At 69.6% G+C, this 15,187-nt stretch carries 19 protein-coding genes, 1 tRNA gene and 1 pseudogene; 6 read left to right on the forward strand and 15 right to left on the reverse strand.

What is annotated here, in order from left to right; genetic code table 11:
* The first annotated feature begins 327 nt into the window (after positions 1–327).
* On the forward strand, positions 328–2,547 hold the full coding sequence (locus tag ACFYWY_RS06425) for an FG-GAP-like repeat-containing protein (RefSeq protein ID WP_389180545.1): 2,220 nt from the start codon (positions 328–330) through the stop codon (positions 2,545–2,547).
* 126 nt (positions 2,548–2,673) lie between these two features.
* A tRNA-Lys gene (locus ACFYWY_RS06430) sits at positions 2,674–2,749 on the forward strand.
* Between the two features lie 104 nt (positions 2,750–2,853).
* Here the strand turns inward: ACFYWY_RS06430 and ACFYWY_RS06435 are convergent.
* From ACFYWY_RS06435 to ACFYWY_RS06450, 4 genes are all read right to left on the reverse strand, one after another.
* Complete coding sequence (locus ACFYWY_RS06435) at positions 2,854–3,051, reverse strand: hypothetical protein (protein WP_389180548.1); 198 nt, start codon at positions 3,049–3,051, stop codon at positions 2,854–2,856.
* Positions 3,052–3,336: 285 nt separating this feature from the next.
* Complete coding sequence (locus tag ACFYWY_RS06440; RefSeq protein ID WP_389180551.1) at positions 3,337–3,552, reverse strand: hypothetical protein; 216 nt, start codon at positions 3,550–3,552, stop codon at positions 3,337–3,339.
* A gap of 189 nt (positions 3,553–3,741) precedes the next feature.
* Positions 3,742–4,128: a recombinase family protein gene (locus ACFYWY_RS06445; RefSeq protein ID WP_389180554.1), complete on the reverse strand. Its 387-nt coding sequence runs from the start codon at positions 4,126–4,128 to the stop codon at positions 3,742–3,744.
* A complete protein-coding gene (locus tag ACFYWY_RS06450; RefSeq protein WP_389180557.1) occupies positions 4,125–4,370 on the reverse strand; it encodes a hypothetical protein in 246 nt (81 codons plus the stop codon). Before ACFYWY_RS06450 ends, ACFYWY_RS06445 begins: the two co-directional genes overlap by 4 nt.
* A gap of 107 nt (positions 4,371–4,477) precedes the next feature.
* Here ACFYWY_RS06450 and ACFYWY_RS06455 point away from each other — a divergent pair, with 107 nt between their 5' ends.
* A complete protein-coding gene (locus ACFYWY_RS06455; protein ID WP_389180560.1) occupies positions 4,478–5,242 on the forward strand; it encodes a GntR family transcriptional regulator in 765 nt (254 codons plus the stop codon).
* Positions 5,243–5,938: 696 nt separating this feature from the next.
* Here ACFYWY_RS06455 and ACFYWY_RS06460 read toward each other — a convergent pair.
* The 11 genes and pseudogenes from ACFYWY_RS06460 to ACFYWY_RS06510 all read right to left on the reverse strand — a co-directional run bounded on the left by ACFYWY_RS06460 (position 5,939) and on the right by ACFYWY_RS06510 (position 13,753).
* The gene (locus tag ACFYWY_RS06460) at positions 5,939–6,118 is read right to left on the reverse strand and encodes a hypothetical protein (protein ID WP_389180713.1); all 180 of its coding nucleotides are present in this window, start codon (positions 6,116–6,118) and stop codon (positions 5,939–5,941) included.
* Positions 6,078–6,221, reverse strand: a pseudogene (locus tag ACFYWY_RS06465) (N-acetylmuramoyl-L-alanine amidase); the annotation flags it as partial. The gene ACFYWY_RS06460 and the pseudogene ACFYWY_RS06465, both read right to left, overlap by 41 nt.
* The gene (locus tag ACFYWY_RS06470; protein WP_389180563.1) at positions 6,155–6,325 is read right to left on the reverse strand and encodes an HNH endonuclease; all 171 of its coding nucleotides are present in this window, start codon (positions 6,323–6,325) and stop codon (positions 6,155–6,157) included. The pseudogene ACFYWY_RS06465 and the gene ACFYWY_RS06470, both read right to left, overlap by 67 nt.
* Before the next feature lie 140 nt (positions 6,326–6,465).
* Positions 6,466–7,044 (reverse strand): hypothetical protein, encoded by a 579-nt coding sequence (locus ACFYWY_RS06475; protein WP_389180566.1) that lies wholly within the window; start codon positions 7,042–7,044, stop codon positions 6,466–6,468.
* Positions 7,045–7,168: 124 nt separating this feature from the next.
* Positions 7,169–7,408 (reverse strand): hypothetical protein, encoded by a 240-nt coding sequence (locus ACFYWY_RS06480; RefSeq protein WP_389180569.1) that lies wholly within the window; start codon positions 7,406–7,408, stop codon positions 7,169–7,171.
* A 788-nt stretch (positions 7,409–8,196) separates the two neighbouring features.
* Positions 8,197–8,781, reverse strand: a complete 585-nt coding sequence (locus ACFYWY_RS06485) for a hypothetical protein (protein ID WP_389180572.1) — start codon at positions 8,779–8,781, stop codon at positions 8,197–8,199.
* A 255-nt stretch (positions 8,782–9,036) separates the two neighbouring features.
* Positions 9,037–9,381: a DUF397 domain-containing protein gene (locus ACFYWY_RS06490; protein ID WP_389180575.1), complete on the reverse strand. Its 345-nt coding sequence runs from the start codon at positions 9,379–9,381 to the stop codon at positions 9,037–9,039.
* 333 nt (positions 9,382–9,714) lie between these two features.
* Positions 9,715–11,505: a SpoIIE family protein phosphatase gene (locus ACFYWY_RS06495; RefSeq protein ID WP_389180578.1), complete on the reverse strand. Its 1,791-nt coding sequence runs from the start codon at positions 11,503–11,505 to the stop codon at positions 9,715–9,717.
* Between the two features lie 301 nt (positions 11,506–11,806).
* On the reverse strand, positions 11,807–12,487 hold the full coding sequence (locus tag ACFYWY_RS06500) for a class I SAM-dependent DNA methyltransferase (RefSeq protein ID WP_389180581.1): 681 nt from the start codon (positions 12,485–12,487) through the stop codon (positions 11,807–11,809).
* Positions 12,488–12,929: 442 nt separating this feature from the next.
* The gene (locus ACFYWY_RS06505; protein WP_389180584.1) at positions 12,930–13,112 is read right to left on the reverse strand and encodes a hypothetical protein; all 183 of its coding nucleotides are present in this window, start codon (positions 13,110–13,112) and stop codon (positions 12,930–12,932) included.
* A 137-nt stretch (positions 13,113–13,249) separates the two neighbouring features.
* Positions 13,250–13,753, reverse strand: a complete 504-nt coding sequence (locus ACFYWY_RS06510) for a DUF5994 family protein (RefSeq protein ID WP_389180587.1) — start codon at positions 13,751–13,753, stop codon at positions 13,250–13,252.
* A 353-nt stretch (positions 13,754–14,106) separates the two neighbouring features.
* On the opposite strand from ACFYWY_RS06510, the gene ACFYWY_RS06515 reads away from it, so the two are divergent.
* The 3 genes from ACFYWY_RS06515 to ACFYWY_RS06525 are packed head-to-tail and all read left to right on the forward strand — an operon-like array spanning position 14,107 to position 15,166.
* Positions 14,107–14,670 carry a DUF5994 family protein gene (locus ACFYWY_RS06515; RefSeq protein WP_389180590.1) on the forward strand — a complete coding sequence of 188 codons (564 nt, stop codon included), beginning with the start codon at positions 14,107–14,109 and terminating at the stop codon, positions 14,668–14,670.
* A 23-nt stretch (positions 14,671–14,693) separates the two neighbouring features.
* Entirely contained in the window at positions 14,694–14,906 is a 213-nt protein-coding gene (locus tag ACFYWY_RS06520) for a hypothetical protein (RefSeq protein ID WP_389180593.1), read from the forward strand.
* Positions 14,903–15,166: a hypothetical protein gene (locus ACFYWY_RS06525; RefSeq protein WP_389180596.1), complete on the forward strand. Its 264-nt coding sequence runs from the start codon at positions 14,903–14,905 to the stop codon at positions 15,164–15,166. Before ACFYWY_RS06520 ends, ACFYWY_RS06525 begins: the two co-directional genes overlap by 4 nt.
* The last annotated feature ends 21 nt before the right edge of the window (positions 15,167–15,187 follow it).

Genomic DNA, 15,187 nt, shown 5'->3' on the forward strand with positions numbered 1-15,187 from the left:
GGCCCGTACGACACCTCGGTGTCGTACGGGCCCTGTTTGCCTCTGTGAGGCGGCTGTTGCGGTGCCCGACAGGGTCTACAGGCTCTACTGACCCGGGCGAGAGGCTCTGGCGGCCGGACCCGTACGGCCGGTCGCAGGGCCCTCTCACCTGCGGGATCGATGTGGCAGGAGATGCGAAAAGCGTCTTCTGCGCCTGACGGTGCAGCTGTTACGCTCCGGTCACTTGCATGGGGGTAGTGCCCGGGGGGGCCCAACACTTCACGAGGTCGACCGCGGCACATCGTGCCGCGTCCTCTCCATGCGCCCAATCGCCATATGGAGAGATCCGTGTCTCAGCACGTTCAGCCCCGTCGGGCAACTGTCCGCCGGATACTCGGCACCGCACTCGTGCCTGTCCTCGGGTTCGGCATCGCAGCGACGGGTGCCGCGTCCGCCTTCGCGGCCCCGGCCCCGGCCTCCGTCGCCGTCGACGCCGCGGCCGCCGACCCCTGGTCGGCCTCCGTTCCGCTGACGGACGGCACGGCGATCCAGAGTGTTCTCGACGTCAAGACGGCCAAGAACGGAGCCGTCGTCGCCCTGTGGAACCGGAAGCCCGCCGATCACAGCAAGCGTGAACTCGTCGTGGCGGTGCGCCCGGCAGGCAGCTCCACCTGGGGTGCGCCGCACGTCCTGGCCACCACCCCCAACGAGCGCGGTAACGCCCAGCTCGTCACCGCCCCCGACGGGGCCGTCACCGCGGCCTGGGTGGAATACCCGAACGACATCGCCCCGTTCGGCGAGAAGCCCGGCGCCGCGTTCCGGATGTCCGTCCTTGCGGCTGGCGCTGCGACATGGTCCGCCCCGGCCGACATCGCGACCGCCACGGACAACCTCAACGGAGGGAAGCTGGCCGGCTCCCCGTCCGGGACGCTCGTCGCGGTCTGGTCGCACAGCTCGGGACGGTCGTCCGAGATCTACTCCTCCGTCCGCTCGGCGCCCGGCGCAGCATGGTCGGAACCGACCCGGCTGGACGACGGCGTGCTGGAGACGCTCGTATCCGAACCGCAGCTCGTGTACTCGAGCGCGGGCACGGCGACGGTGGCCTTCTCGCAGTACGGACCCGACGGCGGTGTCCTCAAGGTCGTCGACCGTGCCGCCGACGCCGAGGGCTGGACCGCGCCTGTCCCGGTCTCCGACCCGAAGGTCAGCTCCGGAGCCGCCACCTTGGCGCTCGGCGAGGACGGCCGCGCCACGTTGGTGTGGGCGTGGCATGACTTCAACGGGGGCGGCTTTGGCTGGGTGTCCGCGCAGCGGCCGGCCGGCGGCCAGGCGTGGGGAGCTCCGGAGCCGATCAGCGGCAGCGAAGGCGGCGTTTCCAGGGGCGCCGAAGTGGCCGTCGGTCCCGAGGGCGATGTCACCGTGCTCTGGGTCGACTTCGCCGCGGACACCGGATTCGGCGCCCGTACCGCCACCCGGTCCCCGGCCACCGGCACCTGGTCCGCGGTGAAGACCCTGTCCACGGGCTATGTGCCCGACGACCAGTTCGACCTCTCCATAGGCCCCGACGGCAGCGCGCACGCGATCTGGACCCAGGGCGATGACTGGCGGAAGCTGATGACGGCCTCCCGGGTGAACGGCACCTGGTCCACGCCGACGCCGCTGAGCACCAACACCGACGGGTATGCCCTGGGGCAGATCACCGTCGACGCCAACAACCGCCCCGTCGCGGTCTGGCAGCAGTCCACCGGAGACTTCACCACCCAGGTCCGCGCCGCCACCACCGCAGCCGTCGCCCCCAAGCCCTTGCCCAAGTGGCGCGACTTCAGCGGCGACGGCAAGGGCGACCTGCTCGCCCTCACGTCGGGCGGCACGCTGGCCGTGCGCACCGGGACGGGCACCGGCGGCCTCGGGACCGGCGTGTCGGCGACCGGCTGGCCGTCGTCGTCGCTCGTCGTCCCGTTCGGGGATCTGTCCGGGGACAAGTGCAACGACCTCCTCGTACGGAACTCGTCGGGCGCGCTGACGCGGTACGACGGCGGCTGCGGCAAGGCGTTCTCGCCGAGCGGCCCCAAGCTGGCGCTCGGCACCGGCTGGAACATCTACAACACGCTGACCTCGCCCGGCGATCTGACGGGCGACGGGAGGGCCGATCTGCTCGCGCGTACACCGGCCGGTGAGCTGTACCTGTACGCGGACGGTGGCGCGGGCAAGCTGAAGGCCAGGGTGAAGATCGGCTCCGGCTGGCAGATCTACAACTCGGTCGTGGGTGCCGGAGATCTGAACGGAGACACGTTCGGTGACCTGCTGGCCCGGGACACCGCGGGTGTTCTGTGGCGGTACTACGGCACCGGCAAGGGCACGCTGAGCGCGCGAGTGAAGTCGGGCCCCGGCTGGCAGATCTACAACTCGGTTGCCGGTGTCGGCGACATCACCGGCGACGGCAAGGCGGATCTGGTGGCCCGGGACACGGCCGGCGTGCTGTGGCGCTACAACGGCACGGGTACGGGCACCTTCGTCGCCCGGGTGAAGATCGGGCCCGGCTGGCAGACGTACAAGGCGCTGTCCTAGCCTCCCGGAAAAAGAACAGGGCACTGTGCCTGGCCTGCCCCATCTTGTGACCGGCGACGGGCCGGTGATCCGATACCCGATCGGCTCACCGGCTCCGTCCGGCTATGCTCGGGGGTGTTGTGCCGAGGGCCGTTAGCTCAATTGGCAGAGCAGCGGACTTTTAATCCGTTGGTTGTGGGTTCGAGTCCCACACGGCCTACCACTCAGCCCCACGTCAGAGTGCATCTGATCTGGGGCTGGCCGCGTTTCAGGGGCCTTGAAGATCATTAGCTCGGCCGACGCTCGGCCGAAGTGCAAGCGATCAAGTCACCTTCGCGCTGATGTCCCGACGTAGTGCAGCTGCACCGCACCAGGAAGACCGTTGATCGGCCCGTCCCAGTCGTTGATCGAGTAGCGGCAGTCGACGCCGGGGCGGTCGGGGTGCGGCCACCGGTACTCCGTGGAGTGTTCCGTCGAGTCGATGGTCTGCCCCTGGTGCGGGCCGCTCATGATGTGGAGTTTCATGCGGCGCAGAGTGGATCTCCGCCCGGGCGAACGCAAATAGCTGCAGGCGGCCGCCGAATACACGAAAGAGCCCCGGCCTGTCCGCGACGGGGGGACGCAGACAGGCCGGGGCGGCTTCGGACGCCGGGATTTCCCCGACACCTGCTCTACGGGGGAGGACGGCTCGTCCGTCGCGACGAGGCCGAAGTTTTCGGCCAGAGAGCCCCGGCCTGCCCGACGGGGGACGCGGACAGACCGGGGCCGGGGGCCCGTCGGCGGCGGCCCAGCATCGGCCGCCGACGGTGTTCATGGGGTGCGCTGCCACGCAGGCTCAAGAGCCCGGAGTTCGGACAGTCGTTGCTCGACACCAGCGAAGAACTTGCCGGGATCGGACTCGAACTGCTCGACCAGCTCTGCGTACAGCTGGTGCGCGTCGCCGCTTATCTCGTAGCCGCAGGCGTAGCACTGGTACCAGTCGTTGCCGGCCGGGGCCAGGCGCGTTGCGCACTGCGGGCATTCCATGGACCCTCCCCGCTAGCCCGGCTGGCTGTTGCCGCAGGCGTAGCAGATGTACCAACCGTCTTGGTTCTTTGTCATCTGCTGGCCGCATTTGGAACACTGCATGATGCCTCCCCTCTACGTGTAGGTGGGTGGGTAATGGACCCGTCCCGGCCGGGTTTCCTGGCGAGGTGCTCCGGTCGGGACGGGGGCTCAGTGGGGTGTGCACAGGCGACCGCGTGCTTTCTCCGCGGGCGCGTCGCTGTCGCCTTCGGCTGTGACGGTGTGGCCGCCGGTCTGGCCGATGCGGTGGCGCATGGCCGAGCTCTGCGAGGCGTCGCGGGTGAGCCGGTCCCAGTCGTCGACCAGGCAGACGATGGGTCCGTGAGCTCGGTCCATGGCCACGCACAGTGCATCGAACTGGGGGCGATGGCCGCCGAGCGCGTCGTCGCCGACGTCGAGCCAGATACCCGCAATCTCCCAGTCGCGAGACTCGGCGTAGGCGCGGCACCGGTCGAGGCGGATGTCGAGTATGAAGGTGGACATAGTGGCGTGCCGGTCGTAGACGAACGCGCGGATGCGTTCCCCAGCCTGGGTCACTGCTCTGCCTCTCTATCGATCTCGGCCCACACCGTGGCGCTTTCGTCAGTCCTGGCGTGCCCGTAGCGGTCAGCAGAGGCGAGGGCAGTGAGGACCGCAGTCCGGGCCGTGGAGCTGAGGGGTTCGGGGAGGTCGGCCTCGACGCGGATGCCGCGGTCGGTTTCCTCGGTGCGCGGCTCGCTGCCGGTCGCGGCGGCGAGCATGCCGGCGAGTGCGGCAGCCTGATTCTGCACAGCGCGCACAGCTCTCCCCTGTCAGCGGGCGATCACTCGGTGTGATGCTGAGTATTCAGCTTCGACCTGATGGGTTAGCTTTGTCAATGTCGACGTAAGACCCCGGAGCCGCCCAAATGCCTCGTGAAACCCCGTACTTGCAGGTGGCCGACGCTCTGCGCGCCCGCATCAAATCTGGCGAGTGGGCAGTGGGCGAAAAGCTGCCGTCCCGGGCCCGGTTCGCAGAGGAGTACGGAGTCGGCCAGAGCGTCGCCCAACGCGCCATGGAACGGCTCATCATCGAGGGCCTCCTCGAAGGCCGGGCAGGGTCCGGCACCTACGTCCGCCGGCCGCGCGAGCGCCTGCGAATGGTCCGCTCCCGGCACCGGGAGCGCCGCGGCGGCAGCCCGTTTCGCGCGGACATGAAGGAGCAGGGCCGCGCTGGTACGTGGGAGTCCCGCAGCGAGGCTCGCGCCCCAGCACCCGACCACATCGCCGAGCGCCTGGCCATCGAGCCCGGGGACCTGTGCGTCGTCACCCGGTACGAGTTCCTCGCCGACGGGCAGCCCGTCCAGCTGTCCGAGTCGTGGGAGCCGATGGCCGTCACGGACGGCACGCCGGTCGTGCTGCCGGAGATGGGCCCGCACGCCGGCGCTGGTGTGGTGGAGCGGATGCGGTCGATCGGTGTCGTCATCGAGACGGCCGTCGAGGTGCCACGGCCAGCCCGCGCCACGCAGGAGCAGGCGAACCTTCTCGGCATCTCGGTCGGCGACCTGATCACGGAGATTGAGCGGACGTACTACGACGTCGAAGGACGGCCGGTTGAGACGGCGGACATCACGGTCGCCGACGTCCGGTGGGAGATCGCCTATGAGATCGGCATCGAGCACTCCGACGCCTGAGTTCAGACGCACGAATGCGCCCCCTCCCACCCGAAGGTGAGAGAGGGCGCGTTGCGTCACGTATTTCGTCACGCATTCCGTTACGGGTACTGGCGGCGGCTCGGATCCAGGGCGGCCGAGGACAGCAGGCCTGGGTCGTCGGGCGGGGGAGCCCCGTCCTTGCGGCAGACCTTCGCGTCGGGGTCGTAGTTCGGCGTCTGCCAGGAGTAGCCCTCGGGGCACGACTGACCTCCGTACCGTCGGCGCCGTCGCGGCCGTCGGCACCAGGCGGGCCCTGCTCGCCCCGAGGACCAGCCGGCCCGGGTTCACCGGCTGGCTCCTGCGGGCCGACCACGGTGTCACCATCCGTGCCTGGCGCACCTGGTGAACCGGTCACACTGAGGCCGTTATCGCCAGGCGCACCGGACGGGCCGACAGGACCAGTCGGGCCGATCGGCCCCGGCTCGCCCCTGTCGCCCTTCTCGCCAGGCTCCCCAGCGAGGCCAGGCTCACCGCGGCTGCCGGGCTCTCCGGCGACAGGCGGGCCGCCCAGCTGCTGCACCTGCCGGGCCAGCGCGTCGCGCGCCTGATTCGCCGTGCGCAGGTCTGACGCCAGGGACTGCAAGGTGAGGACGATCCACAGGAACCCGGCGACGCCGACGGCCGCGGCGACGACGAACACGAGATTGCTCCGCCGACGGCGTGCAGTGGGACTCACTACGACTGCACCCCCTGTGACGCCAGGTAGATGGTGACGGCGAGCATGATGACCGGGGCGATCAGGGCGGTGAAGATGAGGCGGCGGTCGTTCGCGCGGCGGTCGGCTTCCTTCTCCCGGTCGTCCTCGACGACCGCGGCGCAGTACGTCGTCGTCGCCCAGGCCTGCATGGTTCGCACGCCCGTTGCCCACCAGGTGCACGACGCCGTCCTTGGCTATGACGCCATGGCACAGCGGGCAGGGCAGAGTCGAGTGGCCGTTGAAGCAGAGCTCGACCGAAGACTCCGGGCGCTGTTGCATCGCCTGTGCATGCTGCGGGCGTTGGCCGGGTCGAGGAGGCTCCCGCCCTTGGACAGCGGGACCGCGTGGTCGAGGGTGAACGACATCGGGTGCCGCGGGTCGAGTTGGGGTCGATGTTGTGGCCGCAGCGGGCGCACGGCTCGCCCAGTGCTTTCACCGCGGCGACGAGGCGGCGGTAGGGGCGCCCGTTGCGCGGGTTGCTGGCCACGGGCGCTCACCTTCCGGGCTACGCCTTGGGGACGGCCCACTCCGGCGGCGTGGTGAACAGCTCGGTGGTGTAGAGCACGCGCTCGGGCCGCTGCTTGCCGGGTACGGCGTACACCGTCTTCCCGCGTACACAGTCGCCCTCTTTGATCCTCGCCTCGTGCGGATACTCAGGCTTGGGAAAGTCGCCGTAGGTCGTGCCGCTGGGTTCGATGCGCGACCCGTCGGCGTAGGCGAGCACCCACGGGTAGCGCGTGATCCCGACGCTGCCCTTGATGCTGCAGACCTTCAGCTCGAGGACGGCCCAGACGTAGCCGGTGGTGCCGAACTCCTCGTCGGCTGTGGTGGCTGCCTTCATGGCGCCCTGCTCGTAGCCCAGGACGGTGGCCGTACCGAGCGTTCCGTCTTCGCTGTCAGGGACGTTGAGCGACTTGCCGAAGGCCAGGGGGCCGACCTGCGTGAGGGTGGGGGCGGGTTTGGCTGTGGTGGCGCTCGGAGCCTTGGCGCTCGGCTCGGCTTTCGGCTTGGCGTCGCTCCCGCTACAGCCGGTGAGCGCGATCAGGAGCATGGCGGCGATGGCGGCCGCGGTGCGAGTGCGCATTGTCCCCCCAAGGACGTTGCGTGATGAGGGGGACATCACCCGGATTGCGAGAGATCAGCGCCTGAACTATGCGCGACGTTCACACGGAGGTGCGGCCGAACCGCGTCGTGCCGGCCACGGGCGTTCACCTCTCGGCGTCGATGAGTTCTTCGGTCAGACGGGCGAGGGTCTCGTTGGCGACGCCAGCACAGGCTGCCGGCGGGTCGGCTTCGCGTGGGTCCACGCCAGCCTCCGGGGCGTCGGCGAATTGCTTCTCCATGGCGGTCTTGCACGCGGCTACGTGCGGGGGCTCGGGGTCGCTGCCGCAGGCGGTGAGGCCCAGGAGCAGTGCGGCAGCGAGTGCCGCGGTGGTTGTGGTGCGCATGGTCCCCCCAGGACGTTGCGTGATGAGGGGGACATCATCGGGCATCCGCGATTTGAGAGTGGGCCCTTTGCTGGTTCGCCAGTGGAGTCTCGCCCTCGCCTTCACACTGGCGCGATGGATGAGCGAGACGTATGCGGCAACCGTCGCGGCGGTTGCCCCAGTGGTTCTCTTGGTGGCCGCTGTCGAGATCACGAACTCAAGAGCCAGCGTCCGCGAAGTGTATGAGGCTTGCGTCGCCACAGCGAGATGATTGCGGCGCTGTATCGGGACGGCTCTGAACCAACTCGCGCCGAGGTTGATGAAGTGAGGCGCTCGATCAGGTACGAGCGGCGTGGTGTTTGGAGGCAGATCCTGGTCCTGCTGTACGTCTTGTCAGCTGCCATTGCGTGCCTTGCTCTCTTCGCCGCGGAGAGTAAGTCAATCCTGTGGCTTGCCGCAGAGAACCCAGGGCCGGAGCCCGAGACCGCATTGTGGTGTAGTCGAGCCCTCGCGGTGGGTTTCACGTGGGTGGCCGTTTCGCCATTGGTACGCCTGCTGATTGCGATGTCGCCTGGTCTTCGAGTGTTGCTGCCCTGGAGCCAGAACCAGCGTCGTTTTCGTGCACAGGTTCGGCAGTATCAAAGCCAGGGCGCGGCGGAGCGCGAGGGGGCTGACACCGAGGGCACCCGCCAGGCGGGAACGTAGCTAGCAGCCACGGCGAAGGCCCCGACTTGAGGGGATTGGTCGGGGCCTTCATGGTTCCTGGTCAGCGGTATGCGGGCACGCTGAACAGGCCCTGAGTGCAGCGGTTACATGAGGCTGGAGTTCGTGCAGGTCGATGAGGGCTCGGTCAGCGTGGTCACGGCCGTGGTGGGTGAGGCGGCCGCGGCGGAGCCACTGGCGGATCGTGCCCGGCTTGATGCCGGTGGCCGCGTGGGCGGCGTAGGGAGGCCGGCTGCGGTGAGGAGCCGCTGGGTGAATGTCTTGCCGCGCCGGGGGAGTCCGCCGAAGAACATGGACTGCCAGACGACGGGTACCGAGACGCGGTTGCCGCGGGCGTCCTGGCCGAAGGGGACGGCGTCCCAGATGGAGAACGTGTCCATCCCTTCGAGGGGCGACGGGACGGGCGGAGCGAGGTAGGGGTCGTCGTCGGCCACCCACATGGAGACGCGTCCTGCGTGTCCGCCGCCGTGGGCGCGGACGCGGGACATAATCACCTGGATTTCGTCGACGCCGAGCTCGGCCGCGATGGCTGTGCGCTTGGCGAGGACGTCCGCTGCGGTCTTGCCGCCGCGGGACAGGTCGAACACGACGGCCCAGCCGTTGCCTTCTCGGAGCGGCCCCATGATGCAGGTGACCTTGGGGCCTTCCTCGTCGCCCTTGCCCTGCTTCAACAGGCCGACGGCGCGCAGGGCGTCGTTGAGCGGCTGGCCGTCAGAGACTCTTTGGCTTGGGGCTGATCTTGTTTGCGGGGCGCCCGGGTCGATTGCCGGCCCGATCGGCAAACGATCAAGATACGAAAGGGCCCCGGCCTGTCCGCGACGGGGGACGCAGACAGACCGGGGCATTGAAGGCTAGGCGGTGGCAGGCACGCTATCTGAGAGACGGCCCTTCGGGGTGTGCCTGAACAACCTGGCTCGCGTCCGTGATCAGACAGTCGAGGCGAGCTCCAGAGCAGCCTTCAACTCCTCCTCGCTCGCCCGGAGGTGGTCGAATTCCCCCGCGAGCACCCCGTCGAAGAACTTGCTGATCTCCACCCGGCTCATGAACAGAACCGGGCTGTCCGTGTCCTTGTCGTCGGAGATCGCCACCATGCGAGTGCCGTCCGGGATGCGGTCGTGCGGGTGGTCCTTGGCGTCCGGCGCCGCGGCCAGAATCACGCAGTCCTTCACGATCGGGTCGAGGTCGGTCCGCCCTGCCTTGCGCCAGTCCAGCCCGGGGGCGTGCGAGTTCTCGAACGAGACCGTCCCGCGACCATTGCTGAGTGTGCCCATGAGTGGTGTCCTCTCTCGTGGATGTGTTCTGTCCTTGCAGTCCGCCCCGGCCGGGGTTTCCTGGCCGGAGTCGTCCGGTCGGGGCGAGGCTCAGTGGGGTGTACGTAGTCGGCCGCGCGCCTTCTCAGCGGGTTCGTCACGACGCACGACGCGGGCCACAAGCTCACAGCCGCCGATTTCGACCTTGGCGCGCGCATCGACGCGTCGCCGCAGCGCATCTGTCGACGCCACTGGACTGACCTTGGACGCACCAATGCGCCCGGCAACTGCCTTGTACGGACTGGGAATTCCGAGGTTCGCCTCAGGGCGGGCGGGACCGACTCCTGGCTGGTGTTACGGCGCTTCCGGGCGGCCCCCGCGAAGTTCCTCGGGGATCTGCTGCTCGAACCAGACGACCTTGCCGGTGCTCAGCCTCCTCGCGCCCCAGCGCCGCGCGATCTGGTCGACCAGGAACAGACCGCGGCCGCCCTCGTCGCCCGGCGCGGCGTGCCGCATCCTGGGCACCTGCGGCGAGTCGTCGGCCACCTCGCAGCGGAGCACGTCGGTGCGGAGCAGCCGCAGCGCGACGGGCCGCGAGGCGAAGCGTACGGCGTTCGTCACGACCTCGCTGACCAGGAGTTCCGTCGAATCGAGCACGGAGTCCAGGCCCCAGCGGCGCAGTGCTCTGCGGGTCAGCCGGCGGGCCCGGCCCGCCGTCAGCGGATGGGGTTCCAGGAACCAGTACGCGACGCTGTCCGGAGGGAAGCCGTCGAACCGGGCGGTGAGCAGCGCGATGTCGTCGTCCCGGTCGCCCGGGCCCAAGGTGTCCAACACCCGGTCGCACAACACTTCCAGCGGCGCGGAGACGAGCCCATGGGCCGAGGCCTGGAGGCCGGCGCGCAGCGACTCGATCCCTGTCCACACGTCTGTGCCGCGGGACTCGACGAGGCCGTCCGTGTACAGCAGCAGGGTCGCTCCTCTGGGCGCGGGCATCTCCACCGATTCGAAGGCGACGCCGCCGACACCGATCGGCGCGCCCGGCGGGACGCGCAGCACCTCCCCGTGACCGTCCGGGTGCAGGAGAACCGCGGGCGGATGGCCGGCGTTCGCCACCAGCAGCCGGTGCGATATCGGGTCGTAGATCGCGTAGAGGCAGGTGGCTATGTGCTCGCTGCCGAGGCGCTGGGCCTGCTCGTCGAGGTGGTGCAGGACCTCGTCCGGGGGCAGGTCGAGCCCGGCGAGGGTCTGCACGATGGTGCGCAGCTGACCCATGATCGCGGCGGAGGTCATGGAATGGCCCATGACATCGCCGACGATCAGTGCGACGCGGCTGCCGGGGAGGGGGATCGCGTCGTACCAGTCGCCGCCGACCTGGGCGGTCTTCGAGGCGGGCAGGTACCGGCTGGCCAGCCGGACGCCGGTGGGCTCGGGCAGCGACGACGGGAGCATGGTGCGTTGCAGTGTGTCCGTGACGGAGGCCTCGTGTCCGTACATCACCGCCTTCTGGACGCCGAGAGCGGTGTGCGTCGCGAGCTGGGAGGCGACGAGCAGGTCGTCACCGGTGAAGGCGGGCCGGTCGGGCCGGCGCAGGAGGACGACGGTGCCCAGGACGCGGTGGCGGCCCTGCAACGGGGCGATGATCAACCTTCGGCCCGGCGGCAGCGTCCCCGGCACACTCGCTGTCGGCCCCAGCAACTCGGCCACCGCGGGCGCGATTCCGGGCTCGTCGCCGAACGTCGGCCGCCCGGCCCACAGCAGCTCCGCGAGCTCGGTCACATCCGGGCAGGTGAGAAGGCTGCCCAGCACGGGCATCCGGGACCAGTCGGCGTTCTGAGCCTCCGGCGCGATGTCGATGCTGTGCAGCTGCAGGACAAAGGGCGTGGCCGACTTCTCGTCCCCGACCGGCAGTGGATTGTGGAGATGGATGACTATCGCGTCGGCGAACGCGGGGACGGCTGCCCGGCGCAGCTCCCGGAGCGTCTCGTCCAGGTCCATCCCGCGGGCGATCTGCCGGGTAGCCACGTCGAGGTATCGAAGCCGGTCCGTCTGCGGTCCGGCGGCGGTCTCCGGTCCGGCGGCGGTCTGGGGTCCGGCGGCGGTCTGCGGCCCGGCGTCGCGGGCCGCCTCGACCCGGGAATGTTCCATGTCGGGACTTACGGTGCCCGACGCGGTTCGCCCCGTGTCGCCGACCGGGGCGACCGGGCCCTTCCGCGGCGGTCCGGACGCGTTGTCGGCAAGGCGTCGGCGCGGCGGGGGCGGCCGGGGTGACCGGGTGACCCGGGGGTCCACGGGCGCGGTACCTCCCACCTGCCCCACGGGAACGCCGGGCCGGGCGACCTCGGCGGGCGGCCCGGCGGGGCTTTCTTCGGGGGTACGGTGCTCCGTCACGCGTTTCGTCCCGTTCGGGGGTTGGCGCCGCGGTCCGCGGCAGACGGATGGCGCGTTCTCAGCCGCGTCGCCTGCAGCAGAGGAAGAGCTGTTCCTCTGGCGGCACGTCGGTGATCGCCGGGGCATAGGTGTAGGAGGACTCCTTGATGATTTCGAAGTCCCCCTCCTCGATGACCTTCTGCAGGTCCTCACGCAGGTAGCCGGACACTCGGATGGTGTTTCCGAGGAACGGGATGGAGAAGTCGTCCACGTCGGCCTCCACCATCGACAGGATGAACAGGCCGCCTGGAACCAGCAGGTGGTGGACGGTCCGCAGCGCGAGTGGGATCTCGGCGCGCGGGAGCATCAGCAGTGAGAAGAAGGCCGCGACCGCGTCGAAGCGGCCCAGGTCCACGGGGCCACCGGGCCGCAGATCGGCGATGTCCAGCTGGTGGAAGGTCGCGCCGGGGACGTACTCCCGGGCGAGTTTCACCATCCCGTCGGACAGGTCGACGCCGACAACCTCGTACCCGGCGTCCGTCATCTGGCGCGCGGTCGGCAACCCGGTGCCGCAGCCCAGGTCCAGCACCCGGGATCCGGCAGGCAGGGACGCGGTCAGCCATTCACCTGCGGAAATCTGACCCTCCTTGTGCGGGAAGGCCTCGTCGTAGCGGTCGCCAATGGCGTCGAAGGCCTCGGCCTGGCCCCTGCGGTCCAGCCGTATGCGCTCGTAGCCGGTGCCGCTATTCCCGTCGATCACGAAAGTGCCCTTCCGTAGCCATGCCGAACTATCCCCATAATCACATTGCCCGCCCGATTCCGGCTATCAGGCAGGTGCGCCCCGCGCAGCCATCCCCCCTTTCCCTCCCGGCCTCGGTAGCGCGTGGGTCCCGTGGTGGTCACGGCGGAGCGGCGCGTGCCTGAGCGGTGCAGGGGGCGGTGCGTGGGTGGGACGCCCGAGTCCGGACTATGGCTGACCGTCGACGGCCGTTGACCACAACACGCGAGAGCACATATCCCGTGCGCCGTACGGTACTTGGGGTCGTGCGAAAGCGGCCGCAGGCGGCCGACCCGGCATGAGACAGCGGAACGCCCGTGGGGGCGGCTTCCCATGACGGAGCATCACCGGCATCGCCGCACACATCCGCGGGAACGTGATTCCGGTGCTGGAGCGATATCGAGCCCCGAAGTCGTCGCCTCGCTCAGCGCCGGCGGCCGCGGCCCCTGGCGGACAATCCGGACCCCGCGCCCCCCAAGTGAAGGGCGAGAAGGGCAAGCCCCACAAGCATGAGGCTCGTCGGGCTGAAGATCGCCTCGGTCGACGTCTCGGTTACGTGAATGATGAAGGCGATGACGAAGAGCGCGGCCGCCGCGAATGCCAGCATCTGACTTCTCCTGCCAATGGACGGCTGACCACACGTAGTCCCGGTGATCGCGCCGTTATCGGTCATCTTCCCTGCCAAAGGCCGAGCATTCGTGCGAATCGCGGACGGGTGGGGCATACGAGTTCGATGCGCGGGCCTCATGCGCGAGCGGACGGCCCGGGACGCGAGTGGGCCGCGCCGGCGCCGGTGTCGATCAGGATCTGTTCGGCCTCGGCGGTGTTGTGTGCCTGCACGGCTCTGGCCATCGCGGCGCGCGCCGCATCGCGTGTTGCCTGCGGCGGCACCACCAGCAATGAGAAGTGATCCCGGTCGCCTCGGGTGATGAGGACGGTGTCGTCACCCTCGGGGAACGAGTCGATGTGTACGATCCGGCCGTCGATCGTCAGACGCGTCGGGAGTCCCTCCCAGGCGCTCGCATCCAGTCCGACGCGGGTGATGGGGCCGAGGTGTTCCGTCAACGCGGAGACAAGACTGGGCAGCTCGGCGTCGATCCTGCGGGAATGCGGCCACCACGCGCCGTCCAGCGTCCCCTCCCGGGCCTGGGTCGTTTCCAGCCGCAAGAGAGCTGTGCCGGGTTTCACGGCATGGTAAATGGCGTCCGGCAGGAGCTTGGCGAGGCGGGGGATGTCGGAGTCGGCCATGGCGTCTCCGCCGTTCTGAGACTCGTCCGCCGGTCGTCAGATGCGGGATGGCGGTGTCGGCGTGGCTGCGTGCCAGGGAAGTCTCCTTGGCTCAACCGTACCCCTGGGCCGGCGGCAACCTCTGACCCGAGCCCGAGCCCGAGCCCGAGCCAAGCCCGGAGCCCGAGCCCGGAGTCGGCGCGGTGCTCGGGATCAGGAGAAAATGCCTGGTCGCGCGCATGTTTGTGGCCCCTGGACCGGAGTACAGTGAAGAGACCGGGGGCATTTCGTGTACCTGCTCCCCTGCGGGTGCCGTTCTCGGCGAGCAGCAACACCGGGCCGTCTGATTGACGGCCCGGGGGCGGGTCCGCACCATGACCGTGACCATCGACCGTACGACAACCCCCGGGCGGGTTCCCTCGCCAGGGGCCCGCTTGTCCCTGACGTCGGCGGGCTCGGTTCCGGGTCTGCTGGACGGCGCCTGGTGGCCTCGCTCCCGCGACCTCTCCCGCGAACTCCCCGCACTGACGGACGCGCTGGACGGACTCTGGGGCAGGATCACGCGTGTCACGGTGAATCCGACCCATTGGCCCGTGGTCCCGCGCAAGGTGCCGGTCGCCGGGCGCATGCTGCACGTGGGGTGGTTCAGGGACGAGCAGGACCCGCACAAAGTGATCCTGCTTTCCTACACCGTCGGCCGCTGGGACCTGTTGGTGATTCCGCCGGAAACCGACGCGGCTTCCGCAGCGCGGCTCATGGCCGCCGCGGCCACCCCTGGAAGTCTGTGCACCGCCGGCCGTCTGATGGCCGACGAGGCCACTGCTCGCAGCGCGACTGATTCCCGCAGCCGGGAAGAGGAATGGGAGACCGACGGCGGGGCCGGGGTCTCACAGCTCGGGATCCCGAGCGGCCTCCAGTGCTGCGCCCAAGGGATGTGAGAACTGTGGAGACCGTCATCACCGTGGCAGTGATTCTCGCAATGATCGCCATGGGAGCCTTGCTGATCCACCAGTTGAATGCCCAGCACGAGGAACGGATCGCCTCGTTCCGTTTTGGCGAAGCCATCCCGGGGCTGGGCCGCCGGAGGCCGAGGCGCCGCCGACGGGCCACCGGGCCCGCCGGAACGCCCGAGGCCGGCACCCACCGCGACCAGCACGACGGAGGCCGCGGATGACCTCCGCGGAACGAGTGCCTGCCGACGGGCGCGCCGAAGTCCGTATCCTCGCCGCGTCCCCCGGGGCGGCCCGTCAGGTCGCAGAGGTTCTCCGGCGCTGCTTCGCAGCCACCGAACAGCGCAGTTACCCCGCCGGCCGTGAGGGTGGAACCAGACTCCACCTCACCGTGGACACCACGCATGCCGCCGAGCCCGCGCGGTCGTGGCTTGCGGCCAGCCGGTCAGCGGGCGACGACCCTGCGCAGACGGACGACGCCTGACGCAGCAGGACTCCTGCACCC

Origin of the sequence: Streptomyces sp. NPDC002870, assembly GCF_042888505.1 — a bacterium.
In the GTDB taxonomy this organism is placed as follows: Bacteria; Actinomycetota; Actinomycetes; order Streptomycetales; family Streptomycetaceae; genus Streptomyces.